The following is a 19078-nucleotide window of genomic DNA, read 5'->3' on the forward strand; positions in this document are numbered from 1 at the left end:
AACTTTCGATTGAGGAGGCTGATGTGGCCATCCAGGACAAAGGCAGCGGAGAACCGCACCTCGGCGGCAGGCCGACCGGATTGTTCCGCACCAAGTCGATCGAGCAGTCGATCCGAGACACGGACGAACCGGAGACCAAACTCCGCAAGGATCTGACGGCGTGGGACCTGACCGTCTTCGGTGTCGCCGTGGTCATCGGTGCCGGCATCTTCACGCTCACCGCGCGCACGGCAGGCAACGTCGCCGGTCCCTCGGTGTCGGCGGCGTTCGTGATCGCCGCCATCGCGTGCGGGCTCGCCGCGCTCTGCTACGCCGAATTCGCCTCCACCGTTCCGGTCGCGGGCAGTGCGTACACGTTCTCCTACGCGACGTTCGGTGAACTGATCGCGTGGATCATCGGATGGGACCTCATCCTCGAATTCGCGCTCGCCGCGTCGGTCGTGGCCAAGGGCTGGTCGCTCTATCTCGGTGAGGTGATCGGCAACCACACGCCGGTGGCGCAGATCGGCTCGGTCACGTTCGACTGGGGTGCGGTACTCATCGTCGCGATCATCACCGTCGTGCTGGCGACGGGCACCAAGCTGTCGTCGCGGGTCTCCCTCGTGATCACCTCGATCAAGGTGGCCGTGGTGCTCGTGGTGGTGGTCGTCGGCGCGTTCTACATCGACACCGACAACTACTCCCCGTACATTCCCCCGTCCGAGGCGGGCAGCACGGGCGAGGGCATCCACCAGTCCCTGTTCTCCTACGTCACGGGCGCCGGCGGCAGCACGTTCGGCTGGTACGGCCTGCTGGCGGCGGCGAGCCTGGTGTTCTTCGCGTTCATCGGTTTCGACATCGTCGCCACCACCGCCGAGGAGACGAAGGATCCGCAGAAGGCGCTGCCCCGCGGAATTCTGGGATCGCTGCTGATCGTGACGATCCTGTACGTGGCGGTGACGCTGGTGCTCACCGGCATGGTCGACTACCACGAATTGGCCGGGGACAGTTCCAATCTGGCCACCGCGTTCGGCATCCACGGGATCACGTGGGCGAAGAACCTGATCTCGTTCGGTGCGCTCGCGGGCCTCACCACCGTGGTGATGGTGCTGATGCTCGGGCAGACCCGGGTGCTGTTCGCCATGTCCCGCGACGGACTGATGCCGAGGCGGCTCGCGCCGACCGGCAAGCACGGCACACCCGTTCGGATCACCGTGCTCGTCGGTGTCGTGGTGGCGGTGCTCGCGGGGATCTTCCCGATCGGCACCCTCGAGGAGATGGTCAACATCGGAACGCTGTTCGCGTTCGTCCTCGTGTCGGTCGGCGTGATCGTGCTGCGCCGGACGCGACCGGACCTGCCCCGCGGATTTCGTGTCCCACTGGTCCCGTGGGTGCCCGTCCTCGCCGTCCTCGCCTGCCTGTGGTTGATGGTGAATCTGTCCGTCGAGACGTGGATCCGGTTCATCGTGTGGATGGCGCTCGGCGTGATCATCTACTTCGCCTACAGCCGCCGCCACTCGATGATGGAGAGACGAAGCCGCGGCGAGGTCTGACACGCAACGGGATTCGACGTCCGGGTGCCGGAGCGGCAGTACCGGGCGAGTACCCCGGAGGCAGCGGGCACTAGTGTCTTGGCCATGACTTCGTCGCGTGTCCGGGTGCCCTATCAGGAGGCTGCGCGCCTGCTGCTGCGTCAGTCGGTACTCGATGCGATGCGAGATCTCCTGTTCGAGAAGGACTGGTCGGACATCACGATGTCGGATGTCGCGGCCGGCGCCGGGGTGAGCAGGCAGACGCTCTACAACGAGTTCAAGTCCCGGCAGGGGCTGGCGGAGGCGTACGCCCTCCGGCTGGCCGACGAACTAGTCGACGCCGTCGACGAGGCGCTCGTGGCGAATGTCGGGGAAGGTCGTGCCGCGCTGCTCTCCGGGTTCACCGCGTTCTTCGCGGCCAGCCTGTCCGACCCGCTCGTGCAATCACTTCTGCGCGGCGAGACCAAGCCCGATCTGCTGCGTCTGATCACGACCGAGAGCGCGCCGATCATCGAGCGGGCGTCCAGGCGGCTCGCCGACGTCTTCCAGCGGTGCTGGGTGCGGGCGAACCCGTCGGACGCGGGGATTCTCAGCCGCGCCATCGTGCGCCTCGCTATGAGTTACATCTCGATGCCACCCGAATCCGAGGCCAACGTCGCCGAGGATCTGGGAGCTCTTCTGGGGCCTTTCGTGGACGAGGCGGTCGACGGGGCCGATCGGGAGTGACCGCCCCGCGGCGCAGCCTCACGTGAGTGTGACCCTCGGGCCGCAGTACCGATAGCCTTGACCGAAACAGCAGTCAAACAGGAGAGGCAGATGACGACCTCAGTTTCAACCACGCCCGTGGCCGAGAGCCGAAACGGGATCGATTTCAAGGTGGCGGACCTTTCGCTTGCCGAGTTCGGCCGCAAGGAGATCCGGCTCGCCGAGCACGAGATGCCGGGACTGATGGCGCTTCGCCGCGAGTACGCAGAGGTGCTGCCGCTCAAGGGCGCTCGCATTTCCGGTTCGCTGCACATGACCATCCAGACGGCCGTCCTCATCGAGACGCTCACCGCTCTGGGCGCCGAGGTCCGCTGGGCCTCGTGCAACATCTTCTCGACGCAGGATCACGCCGCCGCCGCGATCGTCGTCGGCCCGCACGGCACGCCCGAGGAGCCGCAGGGCACCCCGGTCTTCGCGTGGAAGGGCGAGACGCTCGAGGAGTACTGGTGGGCCGCCGAGAAGATGCTCACCTGGCCGGACGCCGACAAGCCCGCGAACATGATCCTCGACGACGGCGGCGACGCCACGATGCTCGTCCTCAAGGGCGCGCAGTTCGAGAAGGCCGGCGTCGTGCCGCCCACCGACGACGAGCAGGATTCCGACGAGTACAAGGTGTTCCTCGCCCTGTTGCGTCAGTCCCTCGAAGCGGACAAGACCAAGTGGACCAAGGTTGCGCAGTCGGTCCAGGGCGTCACCGAGGAGACCACCACCGGTGTCCTGCGTCTCTACCAGGTCGCGGCCGCCGGTGAGCTCACGTTCCCGGCCATCAACGTCAACGACTCGGTCACCAAGAGCAAGTTCGACAACAAGTACGGCACCCGGCACTCGCTGCTCGACGGCATCAACCGCGGCACCGACGTGCTGATCGGCGGCAAGGCTGCGCTCGTCTGCGGTTACGGCGACGTCGGCAAGGGTTGCGCGGAGGCTCTGCGCGGACAGGGAGCCCGCGTCGCGGTCACCGAGGTCGACCCCATCAACGCCCTCCAGGCGCTGATGGACGGCTTCGAGGTGAAGACCGTCGAGCAGGCCATCGGCTGGGCCGACATCGTCATCACGTCCACGGGCAACAAGGACATCATCACGTTCGAGCACATGAAGCAGATGAAGCACCAGGCCATCCTGGGCAACATCGGCCACTTCGACAACGAGATCGACATGGCCGGCCTCGAGCGTTCCGGCGAGGTCACCCGCATCAACATCAAGCCGCAGGTGGACGAGTTCCGATTCAAGGACGGCCACTCGATCATCGTGCTGTCCGAGGGCCGCCTGCTGAACCTCGGCAACGCCACCGGACACCCCTCGTTCGTGATGAGCAACAGCTTCTCCAACCAGGTGATCGCGCAGATCGAACTTTGGACGAAGCCGGAGGAGTACGACAACGAGGTGTACCGCCTCCCGAAGCACCTCGACGAGAAGGTCGCGAAGATCCACGTCGAAGCGCTCGGTGGCACGCTCACCAAGCTCACGAAGGAGCAGGCGGAGTACATCGGCGTCGACGTCGAGGGCCCGTTCAAGCCCGAGCACTACCGCTACTAGAGGCCGCGGCGTCCCCCGGCCCGTCGCGTGCGGGCCGGGGGATAGCCTTCTTCCTCGTGGGAAAACTGATTGCGCTGGAAGGCCTGGACGGCGCCGGCAAGCGAACACTCGTCGGCGCAGTGGTGGGACGCCTCACCGAACAGGGCCTGACGGTCGGCACCCTCGACTTTCCGCGGTACGGCAGGTCCGTGCACGCGGATCTGGCGTCCGAGGCCCTCAAGGGCGCGCACGGTGACCTCAGCGACTCCGTGCACGCGATGGCCGTGATGTTCGCGCTGGACCGGTCCGGTGCCGTCGGGGAGCTCGCGGAGCTGCTCGCCGAACACGACCTGGTGATCCTCGACCGCTACGTGGCGTCCAACGCCGCGTACGGTGCGGCCCGGTTGCATCAGGGGGCCGACGGGGAGTTCGTCGGCTGGGTGCAGAACCTCGAATTCGAGCGGCTGGGGCTGCCCCGGCCCGACCTGCAGCTGTACCTCGACGTCCCCGTGGCGCTCGCCGCGCAACGCGCCCGCGGCCGCGAATCGGCGGATGCGAGCCGGTCGCTGGACGCCTACGAACGCGACCGTGGACTGCAGGAACGTACCGGCGAGGTGTACCGCGAGCTGGCCGTGAAGGACTGGATTTCGCCGTGGTGGGTGCTCACCCCGGACACCGATCCGATCACGCTCGCCGAAAACCTGGCACTCTTGAGTGACGACACGGCACGCCGTGACGAGAAAGAACACGGCACGCCGTAACGGCGAACGGGCTGTTACGGCCTCCGAAGATGCAACGATAGGGACATGAAGCCAAGGATTCTGGTTGTCGACGACGACACTGCGCTCGCGGAGATGCTCACGATCGTCCTCCGCGGCGAAGGATTCGATCCGTATGTGGTGGGGGACGGGACCCAGGCGCTCACCGCGGTCCGGGAGACACGCCCGGACCTGGTGCTGCTCGACCTGATGCTGCCCGGCATGAACGGCATCGACGTGTGCCGCGTCCTGCGGGCCGATTCCGGTGTCCCCATCGTGATGCTGACCGCCAAGACGGACACCGTCGACGTGGTCCTCGGATTGGAATCCGGCGCGGACGACTACATCATGAAGCCGTTCAAGCCGAAGGAACTGGTGGCGCGGGTCCGGGCACGGCTTCGCCGGACCGAGGACGAGCCGGCCGAGCTGCTCAGCATCGCCGACATCGTCATCGACGTCCCCGCCCACAAGGTGAGCCGGGGCGAAGAACTGATCTCCCTCACCCCCCTCGAGTTCGATCTCCTGGTGGCTCTGGCGCGCAAACCGCGACAGGTGTTCACCCGTGAGGTCCTGCTCGAGCAGGTGTGGGGTTACCGACATGCAGCCGACACCCGACTGGTCAACGTGCACGTTCAGCGTCTGCGGGCCAAGGTCGAGACTGATCCCGAAAATCCCGAAGTGGTTTTGACGGTCAGGGGGGTCGGCTACAAGGCCGGACCGCCGTGACAGGTGTTTCCCGATGGCGGCGTCGTGTCAACCGACGCGTTTCGCCGATCCTTCGGTGGGGTCACTCACTGAGCAATACCCTCGCGCACACGTGGCGTCGTTCGCTGCAGCTGAGGGTTGTCGTCTCGACGTTGACATTGTCGCTCATCGTCATCGTCGTGCTCGGCGTCGTGCTCACGAGCCAGATCACCGACCGTCTGCTCGAAACGAAGATCAACGCGGCGACCGAGGAGATGGACCGTGCCCGCAGCACGGTCGAGGGGCAGCTGGCCGGCGCGGACGACAGTAGCTCGCCCACCACCCAGCTCGACGGTGCCCGGGCCGCGCTGACGAACCGGGAGCCCGACGCCGGTCAGGCGTCGGGGTCGGCGGGAACGTTCGATCCCGTGCTGATCGTGCCTGGTGACGGCCCCCGCGCCCCGACGTCCAGCGGTCCGGCGGACCAGATCCCGGAATCGCTGCGGGCGTTCGTCCAGGCCGGTCAGGTGGCCTACCAGTTCGCCACCGTGAACGATCCCGAAGGCTATTCGGGGCCGGCGTTGATCGTCGGGAGCCCGACCGCGTCCGCGATCTCCACGCTCGAGCTGTATCTCGTGTTCCCACTGGCCAGTGAGGACCGCAGCCTGTCGCTGGTCCGCGGCACGCTGCTGGTGGGTGGTGCGGTGCTCGCCGTGCTGCTCGCGGCCATCGCGCTCCTCGTCGCCCGGCAGGTGGTTCTGCCCATCCGGTCGGCGTCCCGGATCGCCGTGCGCTTCGCCGACGGCCGGCTGAAGGAACGCATGCCTGTGCGCGGCGAGGACGACATGGCACGGCTGGCGATGTCGTTCAACGAGATGGCGGAGAGCCTGTCCAAACAGATCACCCAGCTCGAGGAGTTCGGAAATCTCCAGAAGAGATTCACCTCCGACGTGAGCCACGAGCTGCGGACCCCGCTGACGACCGTGCGCATGGCGGCCGACCTCATCCACGACGGCAGCGACGACCTCGACCCCGTGCTCCGGCGGTCGTCGGAATTGCTGGTCGCCGAACTCGACCGGTTCGAGGGGTTGCTGGCCGACCTCCTCGAGATCAGCAGGCACGACGCCGGTGTGGCGGAACTGGCCGCGGAGCAACTCGACGTCCGGATGTGTGCGCGTGCGGCGGTCTCGACGGTCCGTCACCTCGCGCGCGAGAGCGGGACCGAACTGATCGTGGACCTGCCCGATCAGGCAGTCATGGCCGAGGTGGACCCGCGTCGCGTGGAACGCATTCTGCGGAACCTCCTCGCGAACGCGATCGATCACGGAGAAGGCAAACCGGTGCTGCTGCGCCTGCGCGCCGACGACAGCGCCGCGGCGTTCATCGTGCGCGACCAGGGCGTGGGACTGCGGCCGGGCGAGGAGAAGCTGGTGTTCAACAGGTTCTGGCGGTCCGACCCGTCGCGCGTGCGACGGTCGGGCGGTACCGGCCTCGGGCTCGCGATCAGTGTGGAGGACGCGAATCTCCACGACGGCAGGCTCGAGGCGTGGGGCGAACCCGGCCAAGGTGCCTGCTTCCGGTTGACGCTGCCGCGGGTGCGGGGCCGCAAGGTCGTGTCGAGCCCGTTGCCGCTGAAGCCGGGAACCGCGAAATACGTTCAAGGGCAGCCTGTCCCGGGCGACACCACGTTGCCGGTGCGTAACGGGAGCCCGGAGACGGCGGCCGACGAGTCCCGCACGATTCCCCAGAAGCGTGAGCGAGCACACGTCGGTGACCGAGACGGTTCGCATCGACCGGAGCAGGACCTGTGACGCCCGGCCGGCGATCTGCCCTGCTGTCGCGGTCGGTGTGCGGGGCGATCGTCCTCGCGGTGCTCGTGACGGTCAGTGGGTGCGCGAGCCTCCCGGACTCCTCCACGCCGCAGGCGATCGGCACGATCAACCGTGACTCACCGGGCTCGAGTGTCGCGGCCCCCGCGCCGGGGCGTGAACCCGACCTGCTGCTGCGCGACTTCTTCAAGGCCAGTACCGACCCGTCCAACCGGCATCTCGCGGCCCGCCAGTTCCTCACCCCCGGTGTGTCCGGCAGGTGGGACGACGCGGCCAGCGCAACCATCGTCGACAAGGTCGACGTCCTCCCGGAGACACGGTCGGCCGACCAGGCAACGTACACGATCCGCGCCAACAAGGTGGGGCAGCTCGAGCCCGGTGGGTTGTACGTGGCGGAGGAGGGCAGCTTCGAGACGAAGATCAGTCTCGAGCTGCAGGGCGGTGAGTGGCGGATCTCCGAGCTCCCCGCGGGCGTGATCCTCGACCGAGCGCAGTTCCTCAACACGTACCAGCGCAAATCGCTGTACTTCCTCGACCCGGCCGGGACGACGGTGGTGCCCGATCCGCGCTGGGTGTCGGGCGCTCAGGATCAGATGGCGTCCCAGCTGATCGGCCTGCTGATCGACGGGCCGAAGGCCGCCCTGGCCCCGGCCGTGCGCAACGAGCTCGGTGACGGCGTGTCCGTGCGGGGCCCGATCACGAAGGCCGACGGCCGCACCGCGCAGGTGGGGGTGGGGCTCGGCGGCATCCGGATCGACTTCGCCGGCGTGCCGCCGATGGACGCGCAGGCGAAACAGCTGTTCGCGGCGCAGGTGATCTGGACGCTGGCCAACGCGGAGATCTCGGGCCCCTATGTGCTGCTCGCCGACGGCGAGCCGTTCGACGAGCGGTTCCCGAACGGGTGGACCACCGCCGACGTCGCGTCGATGAATCCGTTCGCGACGTCGAGTGCCACCGTGGGGTTGCACGCGCTGCGCGAGGGGTCGATGGTGAGCGTCACCGAGACCGGTGTCACTCCGGTGCCCGGGTACTTCGGTTCGGCCCGCAACATGCGTTCGCTCGCACTGTCGCAGGACGGAAAGCTGGTCGCCGCCGTCGCGGACACCGGGCGTCCGGCGCCGGAACCCGCGAGTTCGCTCATGGTCGGCGCGTACGAGGACGGTGCCGCGTCGGTGCTCGAGGGCGGCGCGATCACCCGCCCGACATGGGCACCCGACAATTCGGCGATCTGGGCAGCGGTCAACGGTAACACCGTCATTCGGGTGTTGCGCGAGCCCGGCACCGGCCGCACGTCGGTGGTCAACGTCGACGCCGGCGCCGTCACCGCGCTGGGTGCAACGATCACCGAGTTGCGGCTGTCCCGTGACGGGGTGCGCGCGGCGCTGATCGTCGACGGCAAGGTCTATCTCGCCATCGTCACCCAGATGCCGGGCGGTGAGTACGCGTTGACGAATCCCCGTGCGGTCGCGATCGGTCTGGGCAGCCCGGCGCTGTCGCTGGACTGGAGCACGAGCGACACGATCGTCGTCGCGCGCGCGGCCTCGGACATCCCGGTGGTCCAGGTGGCCGTCGATGGCTCGCGGATGGACGCGCTGCCGAGCCGCAATCTGACCGCGCCGGTGGTGGCCGTGGACGCGTCGACGACCACGGAGTTCGTCGCCGACTCGCGGGCGGTGTTCCAGTTGAACAACAACGATCCGGCGGGCGACCGGTACTGGCGGGAGGTTCCCGGGTTGACGGGTGTGAAGGCGATCCCGGTCCTGCCGGGCTGAGGCTGTCGGTGCGGTCGCCGATACTGCCCGCATGCGCGCCCTGCCCGGCCTCCGGAGTCTGCTCGACCTGATCCTGCCCGCCGAATGCGGCGGGTGCGGGGTCCCGGGCACGCAGTGGTGTGCCCGCTGCGCCACGGAGTTGGCCGACGATCCCGTGTTGCTCCGGCCCCGCGTGGATCCCGGGGTCGGGGTGTGGGCCCTCGGTCCGTACTCGGGTGCCCGCCGTCGGGCCGTGATCGCCGCGAAGGAACGCGGGCGGCGTGATCTCGCGGCGCCCCTCGGGTCCGCCGTCGCGGGCGCCCTGGGCCGTCTGCAGCAGTGGGGTGAACTCGACCCGCCGGACGTCGCCCCGGTGGTTCTGGTGCCGGCTCCGACGCGTCCCCGGGCCGCCAGGGGACGCGGCGGCGACCCCGTCACCCGGATCGCCGTCGCCGCGGTGGGGGGCAGGCGCGTGTGCCCCGCGCTCGTGATGCGGCGCGCCGTGCGCGATTCGGTCGGACTGAGCGCAGATCAACGTCGAGTAAACCTCGAGGGTGGTGTCCGGTTGACGCGGAGCGGCGAAGGATTCGCGCGACATCTTGCGTCGGAACCGGCTGCACTGCAACGGATATCGGTGGTATTGCTGGACGACGTGTCGACCACCGGGGCGACCGCCACCGAGTCGGTCCGGGTGCTGTCGCGAGTGGGTATCCGAGTGAGCGCGGTGGTCGTCGTGGCGGGTGTCGGATGAAATTCTGCCGAACAGTGGCACTCGCGCGCGTTACGTACTAGCGTCGCGGACACACCCGAAAACACAGGTAGGAGGTGGAACTTCGAACCTGGTGCCGGGCGGACCCCCTTCCGGCATTGCTCAAACTCGCCGCCGCCCATCAAGGGGCGGGGCCGTAATCGGGAGGTACGAGTGACGACCCCTTCGCAAGCCTCGGTTTTCGTCGACGACCGCACAACGGATGCACAAGAGAAGACGGATACCCCCAACGCCGAGATCGTCGTCAAGGGACGCAACGTCGAGGTACCCGACCACTTCCGCGTGTACGTCTCCGAGAAGCTGTCGCGCCTCGAGCGCTTCGATCCCTCCATATTTCTGTTCGATGTCGAACTTCACCACGAACCTAATCGACGCCAGAGAAAGAACTGCCAGCGCGTCGAGATCACTGCCCGAGGCAAGGGGCCGGTAGCCCGAGCCGAGGCATGCGCCGACAGCTTCTATGCAGCATTCGAGTCGGTGACCGCCAAGCTCGAGAGCAGGCTCCGCCGCACCAAGGACCGCAAAAAGGTCCACTACGGGGAAAAGACCCCGGTGTCGGTGGCGGAGGCCACCGCCGCACTCGCCGAGGACGACAGTCTCGGCATCAGTCCCGACATCTCCCTGGACGGTCAGATGCCGGACGAGCACACACCGGGTCATGTCGTGCGTACCAAGGAACACAAGGCCACGCCGATGACCGTCGACGATGCTTTGTACGAGATGGAGCTGGTAGGACACGATTTCTTCCTGTTCCACGACAAGGAGTCGGACAGGGCGACCGTCGTCTACCGGCGGCACGCGTTCGACTACGGATTGATACGTCTGGCGTGATGTACTCCCGTTCCGCCTGACGATCCGAGCGGTCGGTCTACTCGTCCGATCGCGGAAGCGCCTACCATGGAATCCGGCCGGGGTTCTCGGACCTCCGGCCGGATTTTGTGTGTCACCCATCCACTGCCGAAGATTGAGGACGAACAAGACTGTGCCGTCGCTGTCGCTATCGAAGCTGCTCCGTGTTGGTGAAGGTCGCATGGTCAAGCGGCTCAAGCACATCGCCGACCACGTTTCCTCGCTGTCGCCCGAGGTCGAAGACCTGACCGACGAGCAACTCCGCGCGAAGACCGAGGAGTTCCGCGCCCGCTACCGCGACGGCGAGACGCTCGACGAACTGCTGCCCGAGGCGTTCGCGGTCGCCCGCGAGGCGTCCTGGCGCGTGATCGACCAGCGGCACTTCCACGTGCAGATCATGGGCGGTGCCGCCCTCCACTTCGGCAACATCGCCGAGATGAAGACGGGTGAGGGCAAGACCCTGACCTGCGTGTTGCCCGCATACCTCAATGCGATCGCCGGAGACGGCGTGCACGTCGTCACGGTCAACGACTACCTCGCCAAGCGCGACTCCGAGTGGATGGGCCGTGTCCACCGCTTCCTCGGACTCGACACCAGCGTGATCCTGTCCGGCATGTCGCCCGCCGAGCGTCGCGCAGCCTATGCGGCCGACATCACATACGGCACCAACAACGAGTTCGGGTTCGACTACCTGCGCGACAACATGACGCACTCCCTGGACGATCTCGTCCAGCGCGGTCACAGCTTCGCCGTCGTCGACGAGGTCGACTCCATCCTCATCGACGAGGCCCGGACCCCCCTCATCATCTCCGGTCCCGCCGACGCCTCGAGCAAGTGGTACGCGGAGTTCGCCCGCATCGCGCCGCTGCTCAAGCGGGACGTGCATTACGAGGTCGACATCCGCAAGCGCACCATCGGCGTCCACGAGGCCGGCGTCGAGCTCGTCGAGGACCAGCTCGGCATCGACAACCTGTACGAGGCCGCCAACTCGCCGCTCGTGAGCTACCTGAACAACGCCATCAAGGCCAAGGAGCTCTACACCAAGGACAAGGACTACATCGTCCGCGACGGCGAAGTGATCATCGTCGACGAGTTCACCGGCCGCGTCCTCGTCGGCCGCCGGTACAACGAGGGCATGCACCAGGCGATCGAGGCCAAGGAGAAGGTCGAGATCAAGGCCGAGAACCAGACCCTCGCCACGATCACGCTCCAGAACTACTTCCGTCTCTACGACAAGCTGTCGGGCATGACGGGTACGGCCGAGACCGAGGCCGCCGAGCTGCACCAGATCTACAACCTCGGCGTCATCCCGATCCCCACCAACCGGCCGATGGTCCGCGTCGACAACGGCGACCTGATCTACAAGACCGAGGAAGCCAAGTTCGACGCCGTCGTCGACGACGTGGTGGAGCGGCACGAGAAGGGCCAGCCGGTCCTGATCGGCACCACCAGCGTCGAGCGGTCCGAGTACCTGTCGAAGCAGTTCACCAAGCGCGGCGTGGCGCACAACGTGCTGAACGCGAAGTTCCACGAGCAGGAAGCTCAGATCATCGCCGAGGCCGGCAGGTCGGGCGCCGTCACCGTGGCGACCAACATGGCCGGTCGTGGTACCGACGTCGTGCTCGGCGGCAATCCCGACATCATCGCGGACATCGCGCTCCGCAAGCAGGGACTCGACCCCGTCCACACGCCCGACGACTACGAGGCGGCGTGGGACGACGTCCTCGACCAGGTCAAGGCCGAGGTCAAGGCTGACGCGGACAAGGTTCGTGAGGCGGGCGGACTGTACGTCCTCGGTACCGAGCGGCACGAGTCCCGGCGTATCGACAACCAGTTGCGCGGCCGGTCCGGCCGTCAGGGCGATCCGGGTGAGTCGCGGTTCTACCTGTCGCTCGGCGACGAGTTGATGCGACGGTTCAACGGCGCGGCGCTCGAGTCGATCATGACCCGCCTCAACCTGCCCGACGACGTTCCCATCGAGGCGAAGATGGTCTCGAAGGCCATCAAGAGCGCTCAGACGCAGGTCGAGCAGCAGAACTTCGAGATCCGCAAGAACGTCCTCAAGTACGACGAGGTGATGAACCAGCAGCGCACGGTCATCTACAACGAGCGCCGCCAGATCCTCGAGGGCAAGGACATGGAGGGCCAGGTCGAGAAGATGATCACCGACGTGGTCACCGCGTACGTCGACGGCGCCACCGCCGAGGGATACGTCGAAGACTGGGATCTCGAACAGCTGTGGACGGCCCTCAAGACGCTGTACCCGGTCGGCGTCGACTACAAGGAACTGGTCGGCGACGGCGACGGTGAGACCAACGACATCACCGCCGACGAGCTGCGCGAGACCCTGCTGACGGACGCACACGACGCCTACGCCCGGCGTGAGGCTGAGATCGACGGTGTTGCCGGCGCGGGATCGATGCGCGAACTGGAGCGCCGCGTCCTGCTGAGCGTGCTCGACCGCAAGTGGCGCGAGCACCTCTACGAGATGGACTACCTCAAGGAAGGCATCGGCCTGCGGGCGATGGCCCAGCGTGATCCGCTCGTCGAGTACCAGCGCGAAGGCTTCGACATGTTCGGCGGCATGCTCGAGGGCCTGAAGGAGGAGTCGGTCGGATTCCTGTTCAACCTTCAGGTCGAGGCAGCCGCCCCGCAGGCGGCGCAGGCCCCGGGCGTCAGCGTCACCGCGGCGTCCGCAGCGGCGACGGCGGCGGCCTCGCCCGCTCCGGCCGCGCCGCGGCCACTGCCGACCCAGGAGGCGGCGCAGCAGGCGCAGGGCACGGCGGCACCGTCCGCCCTCCGCGCGAAGGGGCTGGACGACGGCGAGCCCCGCGGGCTCACGTACTCCGGACCTGCCGAGGACGGCAACGCCCAGCTCAGCCGCCGCGGAGCAGCCGAGTCGGACGATGCCGCCGACGCCGGAACCCGTCGTCAGCGGCGTGAGGCCGCGCGGTCGCAGTCGAAGGGCAAGAAGGCCCCGCGGACCAAGCGCAGGCGCTGACCGCGGAGAAGTCGATCAGCCGATCACCAGCGAGGTGACGGTCCAGCCCGTGTCGGACTGTTGTTCGACACGGGCTGCGATCACGAAGATCCGCGGTCCCCGGCCGTAGGTGCCGAAGGCCTCGAACGCGCACGGCTCCACGGCGCACAGGTGCACGCGGACGAGCGTCGCGACACCGAGTCGCCGGGCGGGCGACTCCGACAGCGCGAGCGTGCGCACGACGTCGATGAGCGACGGCGTCACCAGCGGCCGCAGTTGCCGCACGTTGCGGCGCCGATCCAGCACTTCGAGGACCAGCCGGAACGCCTGCTCCGTGAATCGCTGGACGTCCGGCGACGGAAGGGGCAGCGTTCCCGGCTGCGTCGTGGCGGTGCGTGGCGACGCCCCCGAGTGGGGCGACGACCGGTGCCTGCTGCGCCCGGCCGCGTGCCGCCCGCTCGACGGCACCGCCGAATGCCCCGGCAGAGGCGGTGCGGGAACGTCACCGGCGGCCGGCTCGAAGCGCGGCACCCGTGACAGGAACGTGTAGGACTCACTCATTTCTTACCCCCCGGTTTCGGCATGAGACGGCCGTCGTAGCGGTCATACTCGCACGGATCCCGTCGTCGTGTCGCCGAACCGGGGAGCGGACCCTAGGGTGGGAACGTGCGGGGATTGATATTGGACTTCGGAGGAGTTCTCGCGGGTCCCGGTTCGGACATGGACGGCCTGTCGTCCGTCCTTGCCGGTGCCCGGACTCGTGGGGTGCGGACCGCGATCCTGAGCAACGATCCCGGTGGTCCCGGCGCGCAGTGGCTGCGAGAACTCGGTGACGGCCGGCTGGTCGATCAGGTCGTGTTGTCCGGGGATGTCGGTGTGGCCAAACCTGATCCGCGGATCTACCGGCTGACGGCCGACGCGCTCGGTCTGGCCCCGGCGGACTGTATCTTCGTCGACGACCTGTCGGTCAATGTCCGGGGTGCGGTGGCCGTCGGGATGGTGGGTGTCCACCACGTCGACGGCGGCGCCACCGCGGACGAGATAGCGATACTTCTCGAGGTCGATCGAGACGGGATGCAAGGGGGACAGGCGCCGACATGGTGACGAGACTGACTACGCAGGACGCGTCGTTCTACTTTCTCGAGGCGAGCAGCACGCCGATGCACGTGGGATCGCTCGCGATCTTCCGCAAGCCGCGAAACGGGTTGTCCTACGAGGAATTACTGAGCCTCGTCGAGGAACGGCTGAGCCTGGTGCCCCGCTACCGGCAGAAGGTGCGGGAGGTGGCGCTGGGACTGTCGCGGCCGGTGTGGGTGGACGACCAGGACTTCGACATCGAGTACCACGTCCGGCGGTCGGCGCTGCCGAAGCCCGGATCGGATGCCCAGTTGCACGATCTGGTCGCGCGGCTCACGTCCCGGCCGCTCGACAACACACGACCGCTGTGGGAGATGTACCTGGTGGAGGGGTTGGCGAACAATCGCTTCGCCATCTTCACGAAGTCCCATTCCTCGCTGGTCGACGGCGAGACGGCGCTCGAGATCGGCCAGGTGATCCTGGACCCGGCGAAGACCCGGCGGCCCATGGCCGAGGAACTGTGGATGCCGAGCCCCGCCCCCAGTGAGTCCACCCTCATCGCCGGGGCGCTGGCGGAGATGGTGGCGCGGCCGGGCGAAGGGCTGGCGGCGCTGCGGATGACGTTGGGCGACATGGCGTCTGCGCTCGGTGAGACCGTGCGCGCCGTCGGCAAGGTGGCCGCCGTCGTGCGCACCGCCACGCAGGTGGCGCCGGCGAGTCCGCTGAACGCGACCATTTCCCGCAATCGGCGCTTCGCGGTGGTCAAGACCGAACTGGGTGACTACCGGAAGATTCGCGCGCAGTACGGGTGCGAGGTCAACGACGTCATCCTCGCGGTCGTGTCGGGTGCGATGCGGTACTGGCTGCTCTCCCGCGGCGAGCCGGTGGCCGAGTCGACCACGGTCCGCGCGATGGTTCCGATGTCCGTGTACGCGACGGATCCCGAGGCCGACGACGAGGCATCACGCCGCGGCGAGTGGGCGGATCCGCGGAGCATGGTGTCGTCGTTCCTCATCGACCTGCCGGTCGGGGAACCGAATGCCGTGGTGCGGCTGTCACACGTGGCGCACGCCATGGAGGCGCACGCGAAGCAGAGTCAGCGGGTCACCGCGGAGACCCTGGTGCGTTTGTCGGGGTTCGCGCCGGCCACCCTGCACGCGATGAGTGCCCGTGTCGCGAGCAGTTTCTCGCAGCGGATGTTCAACCTGATGATCACCAACGCGCCCGGTCCGCAGCTGCCGCTGTACGTCGGGGGAGCGCGGATGCTCGAGATGTATCCGGTGTCGCCGCTGCTGAAAAACCAGACTTTGAGCATCGGTCTGACGTCCTACGACGGCAACGTCTACTACGGTTTGAATGCAGACCGTGATGCCATGGCCGACGTGGATGTGGTGGCGGCGCTGCTGTACGAATCTCTCGAGGAGTTGTTGGATGCCAGCCGGTGAGAAGTCCGCGGTGCGAATGACGGGTGACGCATGACGAGGGTGTACGTTCCCGCGACGATCGAGATCCTCCAGCGGCTCGTCACCGACCGGGAGTTCGATCCGATGAGCCGTACCGCGTTCGCCGTCACCCCCACGCTCCGCGAGGCGTATTCGTCGGGCGACGACGAGGAACTGGCCGAGGTCGCGATGGCCGAGGCGGCCCGGGCCTCGCTGCGACTGATCGCGGGCCGGGTGGGGGAGAGCGGGAGCGACGGGGTTCGGTTCCGTCGCGCCGTGGTCGCCGCGGACGTGGACGACGTGACGCCGCGCCCGGACCTCGACGACGCCGTGGTCCGGTTGCCCGGTCCGGTGACGATCGGCACGGTCGCGTCCGTGCACGTCGACCTGGCGGAGGCGGAGCCGGACATCGAGCGGGCCGTGTCGGCGATCGACGAGGCGGATCTCGGGGACCCCGATGCCGAGTTCGTCCTCGGTGACGCGGAGGATCATGTGCTGGCGTGGTACGCCACTCAGGAGCTTCCGTTCCTGCTCGAACTACTCTGACCGGTACGCCCGCTTACCTCGGGGTAACCTACGGTACCGTAACTTGATAACCTTCGGTAGCGTAGGTCATGACGGAAAAGGTGGAGGTCGGATGGGTCTGAAGGATTGGATCGAGGCGCCCGCAGCAGCGGTCGTGCCCGCCAAGCGGTCCAAGCTCAATTGGTTGCGTGGCGCGGCGGCACGGCTCACGACGCCGTTGCTGCCCGACGACTACCTGCATCTGGCCAACCCGCTGTGGTCGGCTCGCGAACTGCGTGGACAGATCGTGGAGGTGCGCGCGGAGACCGCGGACTCGGCCACGATCGTCATCAAGCCGGGCTGGGGATTCGATTTCGACTACGAGCCCGGCCAGTACATCGGCATCGGTCTGCACATCGACGGGCGCTGGCACTGGCGCTCGTACTCCCTCACCTCGCCGCCGAACTGGGACGACAAGCTCATCTCCATCGCCGTCAAGGCGATGCCCGAGGGATTCCTGTCGAGTCACCTCGTCAACGGTGTGCCCTCGGGGACGATCGTGCGGCTCGCGACCCCCACGGGCAACTTCGCGCTGCCCGACCCGCCGCCGGAGCGGATCCTGTTCCTCACCGCGGGCAGCGGCATCACGCCCGTGATGGCGATGCTGCGCACCATGAACCGGCGCGGTCAGCTTCCCGACGTCTTCCACGTCCACTCGGCGCCCACCGACGCCGACGTGATGTTCGCCGACGAACTCACCCAGCTCCACGAGGAGCACGACGACTTCCGGTGCAAGATCCAGCTCACCCGTAGTCAGGGCAAGTTCGCGTTGTCCTCGCTCGACGAGGTGTGCCCCGACTGGCGCGAACGTCAGACGTGGGCCTGCGGCCCGCTGCCGATGCTCGACGAGATCGAGACGTTGTGGCGCGACGAGGGCATCGAGAACAAGTTGCACCTCGAGCGGTTCGCCGTCTCCCGTGCGGACACGTCCGGCGAGGGCGGGACCGTCACGTTCGCCAAGGCCGACAAGACCGTGTCGGTCGACGGTGCCACCACTCTCCTCGAGGCCGGGGAGCAGGTCGGGGCACTGATGCCTTTCGGCTGCCGGATGGGTATCTGCCAGACCTGTGTCGTGCCGATTCTCGCCGGGCATGCCATCGACCTGAGGTCGGGTAAGCAGCACGCCGAAGGTGACCGAGTCCAGACTTGTATCTCCGCGGCGGCAGGGGACTGCACGCTCGACGCGTAAGCGTGAGCGTGTTGTTCACCTGACTCCGCTATTCTCGGACTCTCACCAGACGGAGGAGCACGGTGGCGATCACCGACATCAAAGAGTTCGCGCATCTGACCGAAGCGGACATCGAATCGCTCGGGCGTGAGTTGGATGGTATCCGGCTCGACGTGGAGGATTCGCGGGGCGTTCGCGACGCCCGCTACATCCGCCGGGCCATCAGGGCGCAACGGCTGTTGGAGCTCGGCGGCCGGCTTGCGTTGTTCGGAAGCCGCTACCGCCCGGCCTGGCTCGCGGGCACCGCGATGCTCTCCCTCTCGAAGATCATCGAGAACATGGAGCTCGGCCACAACGTGATGCACGGCCAATGGGACTGGATGAACGATCCGGAGATCCACTCCATGTCGTGGGAGTGGGATCAGACGGGCCCCTCGGAGCATTGGAAGCGGGCGCACAACTACTCCCACCACACGTTCACCAACATCGTCGGAATGGATTCCGATGTGGGGTTCGGCATCCTCAGGATGACCCGCGACGAGGAGTGGCGGCCGATCAACCTGCTGCAGCCCTTCGCCAACATCATCCTGGCCGCCACGTTCGAGTGGGGGATCGCGCTCCACGACCTCACGTTCGCCGCCGAGCTCGAGGGTGCGGAGAAGGGGCAGCTCAATTCCCAGGCCAACAAGGATTTCGGGCGCAAGATCTTCCGCCAGGTCGGCAAGGACTTCCTCCTGTTCCCGGTGCTCGCGGGACCGGCGTGGAAGTCGACGCTGACGGCCAACGCCACCGCCAATCTCGTGCGGAATCTGTGGGCCTACGTGGTGATCTTCTGTGGGCACTTCCCGGATGGTGCCGAGAAGTTCACGGTGGACGAATACGAGAACGAGACCAGGCACGAGTGGTATCTCCGGCAGATGCTCGGCAGTGCGAATTTCGATTCCGGCAAGATCATGGGTTTCATGAGCGGGAACCTCAGCTACCAGATCGAGCATCACCTGTTCCCGGACCTGCCGAGCAACCGGTACCCGGAGATCGCAGTGAAGGTCCGGGCGCTGTGCGAGAAGTACGACCTGCCGTACACCACGGGTTCGCTCGCCAAGCAGTACCTGCTGGCTCTGCGCACGATCCACAAACTCGCCCTGCCCGACCGGTTCCTGCGGGCGACGGCGGACGACGCCCCGGAGACGTCCTCGGAACGCAAGTTCCGCGACGCCCGTGATGCGGGCGCCGCCATGGTCGAGACGTTGCGTACGGATCCCGTCACGGGGCAGCGGCGCGGTCTGCTGTCGGCGTTGCGCGCCCGCGCGGAGGCCAAGATTCCTCGCCGTCGACGGTGATTTCACTCACACCTACACCCAGGTAACCTACGGTGTCGTAACTTACGGTACGGTAGGTCGAGTCAGCGCCCACGGG

16 protein-coding genes are annotated in these 19078 nt (G+C 67.2%); 15 read left to right on the top strand and 1 reads right to left on the bottom strand.

Annotation, left to right across the window (positions count from 1 at the left end; translation table 11 throughout):
• The first annotated feature begins 23 nt into the window (after positions 1–23).
• The 10 genes from PSR88_RS32200 to secA all read left to right on the top strand — a co-directional run bounded on the left by PSR88_RS32200 (position 24) and on the right by secA (position 13432).
• Positions 24–1532 (top strand): amino acid permease, encoded by a 1509-nt coding sequence (locus tag PSR88_RS32200; RefSeq protein WP_009479525.1) that lies wholly within the window; start codon positions 24–26, stop codon positions 1530–1532.
• Positions 1533–1616: 84 nt separating this feature from the next.
• Positions 1617–2237 (top strand): TetR/AcrR family transcriptional regulator, encoded by a 621-nt coding sequence (locus PSR88_RS32205; RefSeq protein WP_016883174.1) that lies wholly within the window; start codon positions 1617–1619, stop codon positions 2235–2237.
• A gap of 90 nt (positions 2238–2327) precedes the next feature.
• Positions 2328–3812 carry an adenosylhomocysteinase gene (ahcY, locus tag PSR88_RS32210; RefSeq protein ID WP_009479527.1) on the top strand — a complete coding sequence of 495 codons (1485 nt, stop codon included), beginning with the start codon at positions 2328–2330 and terminating at the stop codon, positions 3810–3812.
• Positions 3813–3868: 56 nt separating this feature from the next.
• The gene (locus PSR88_RS32215) at positions 3869–4552 is read left to right on the top strand and encodes a dTMP kinase (protein ID WP_009479528.1); all 684 of its coding nucleotides are present in this window, start codon (positions 3869–3871) and stop codon (positions 4550–4552) included.
• Positions 4553–4597: 45 nt separating this feature from the next.
• Positions 4598–5275, top strand: a complete 678-nt coding sequence (gene mtrA / locus PSR88_RS32220) for an MtrAB system response regulator MtrA (RefSeq protein ID WP_005240059.1) — start codon at positions 4598–4600, stop codon at positions 5273–5275.
• Positions 5272–7044, top strand: a complete 1773-nt coding sequence (mtrB, locus tag PSR88_RS32225) for an MtrAB system histidine kinase MtrB (RefSeq protein ID WP_011598263.1) — start codon at positions 5272–5274, stop codon at positions 7042–7044. The genes mtrA and mtrB overlap by 4 nt, the downstream gene beginning before the upstream one ends.
• Positions 7041–8834 carry an MtrAB system accessory lipoprotein LpqB gene (lpqB, locus tag PSR88_RS32230; RefSeq protein WP_009479530.1) on the top strand — a complete coding sequence of 598 codons (1794 nt, stop codon included), beginning with the start codon at positions 7041–7043 and terminating at the stop codon, positions 8832–8834. Before mtrB ends, lpqB begins: the two co-directional genes overlap by 4 nt.
• Positions 8835–8865: 31 nt before the next feature.
• Positions 8866–9564 carry a ComF family protein gene (locus PSR88_RS32235; RefSeq protein ID WP_009479531.1) on the top strand — a complete coding sequence of 233 codons (699 nt, stop codon included), beginning with the start codon at positions 8866–8868 and terminating at the stop codon, positions 9562–9564.
• Positions 9565–9735: 171 nt separating this feature from the next.
• Positions 9736–10413, top strand: coding sequence for a ribosome hibernation-promoting factor, HPF/YfiA family (hpf, locus tag PSR88_RS32240; RefSeq protein WP_009479532.1), 678 nt, complete (start codon positions 9736–9738; stop codon positions 10411–10413).
• Between the two features lie 151 nt (positions 10414–10564).
• A complete protein-coding gene (gene secA, locus PSR88_RS32245) occupies positions 10565–13432 on the top strand; it encodes a preprotein translocase subunit SecA (protein WP_342338952.1) in 2868 nt (955 codons plus the stop codon).
• 15 nt (positions 13433–13447) lie between these two features.
• On the opposite strand, the gene PSR88_RS32250 is transcribed toward secA, so the two are convergent.
• Positions 13448–13972 carry an Rv3235 family protein gene (locus tag PSR88_RS32250; RefSeq protein WP_016883172.1) on the bottom strand — a complete coding sequence of 175 codons (525 nt, stop codon included), beginning with the start codon at positions 13970–13972 and terminating at the stop codon, positions 13448–13450.
• A gap of 105 nt (positions 13973–14077) precedes the next feature.
• On the opposite strand from PSR88_RS32250, the gene PSR88_RS32255 reads away from it, so the two are divergent.
• From PSR88_RS32255 to PSR88_RS32275, 5 genes are all read left to right on the top strand, one after another.
• On the top strand, positions 14078–14515 hold the full coding sequence (locus tag PSR88_RS32255; protein WP_009479535.1) for an HAD-IA family hydrolase: 438 nt from the start codon (positions 14078–14080) through the stop codon (positions 14513–14515).
• On the top strand, positions 14509–15933 hold the full coding sequence (locus tag PSR88_RS32260) for a WS/DGAT/MGAT family O-acyltransferase (RefSeq protein WP_009479536.1): 1425 nt from the start codon (positions 14509–14511) through the stop codon (positions 15931–15933). The genes PSR88_RS32255 and PSR88_RS32260 overlap by 7 nt, the downstream gene beginning before the upstream one ends.
• A gap of 30 nt (positions 15934–15963) precedes the next feature.
• On the top strand, positions 15964–16476 hold the full coding sequence (locus tag PSR88_RS32265; RefSeq protein WP_020476818.1) for a DUF6912 family protein: 513 nt from the start codon (positions 15964–15966) through the stop codon (positions 16474–16476).
• A gap of 91 nt (positions 16477–16567) precedes the next feature.
• Complete coding sequence (locus PSR88_RS32270) at positions 16568–17683, top strand: ferredoxin reductase (RefSeq protein WP_011598267.1); 1116 nt, start codon at positions 16568–16570, stop codon at positions 17681–17683.
• A 62-nt stretch (positions 17684–17745) separates the two neighbouring features.
• Complete coding sequence (locus PSR88_RS32275) at positions 17746–19002, top strand: fatty acid desaturase family protein (protein ID WP_011598268.1); 1257 nt, start codon at positions 17746–17748, stop codon at positions 19000–19002.
• Positions 19003–19078: the final 76 nt, after the last annotated feature.

This window comes from Rhodococcus sp. DK176, from assembly GCF_038447315.2.
GTDB classification, from domain to species: Bacteria; Actinomycetota; Actinomycetes; order Mycobacteriales; family Mycobacteriaceae; genus Rhodococcus_F; species Rhodococcus_F jostii_A.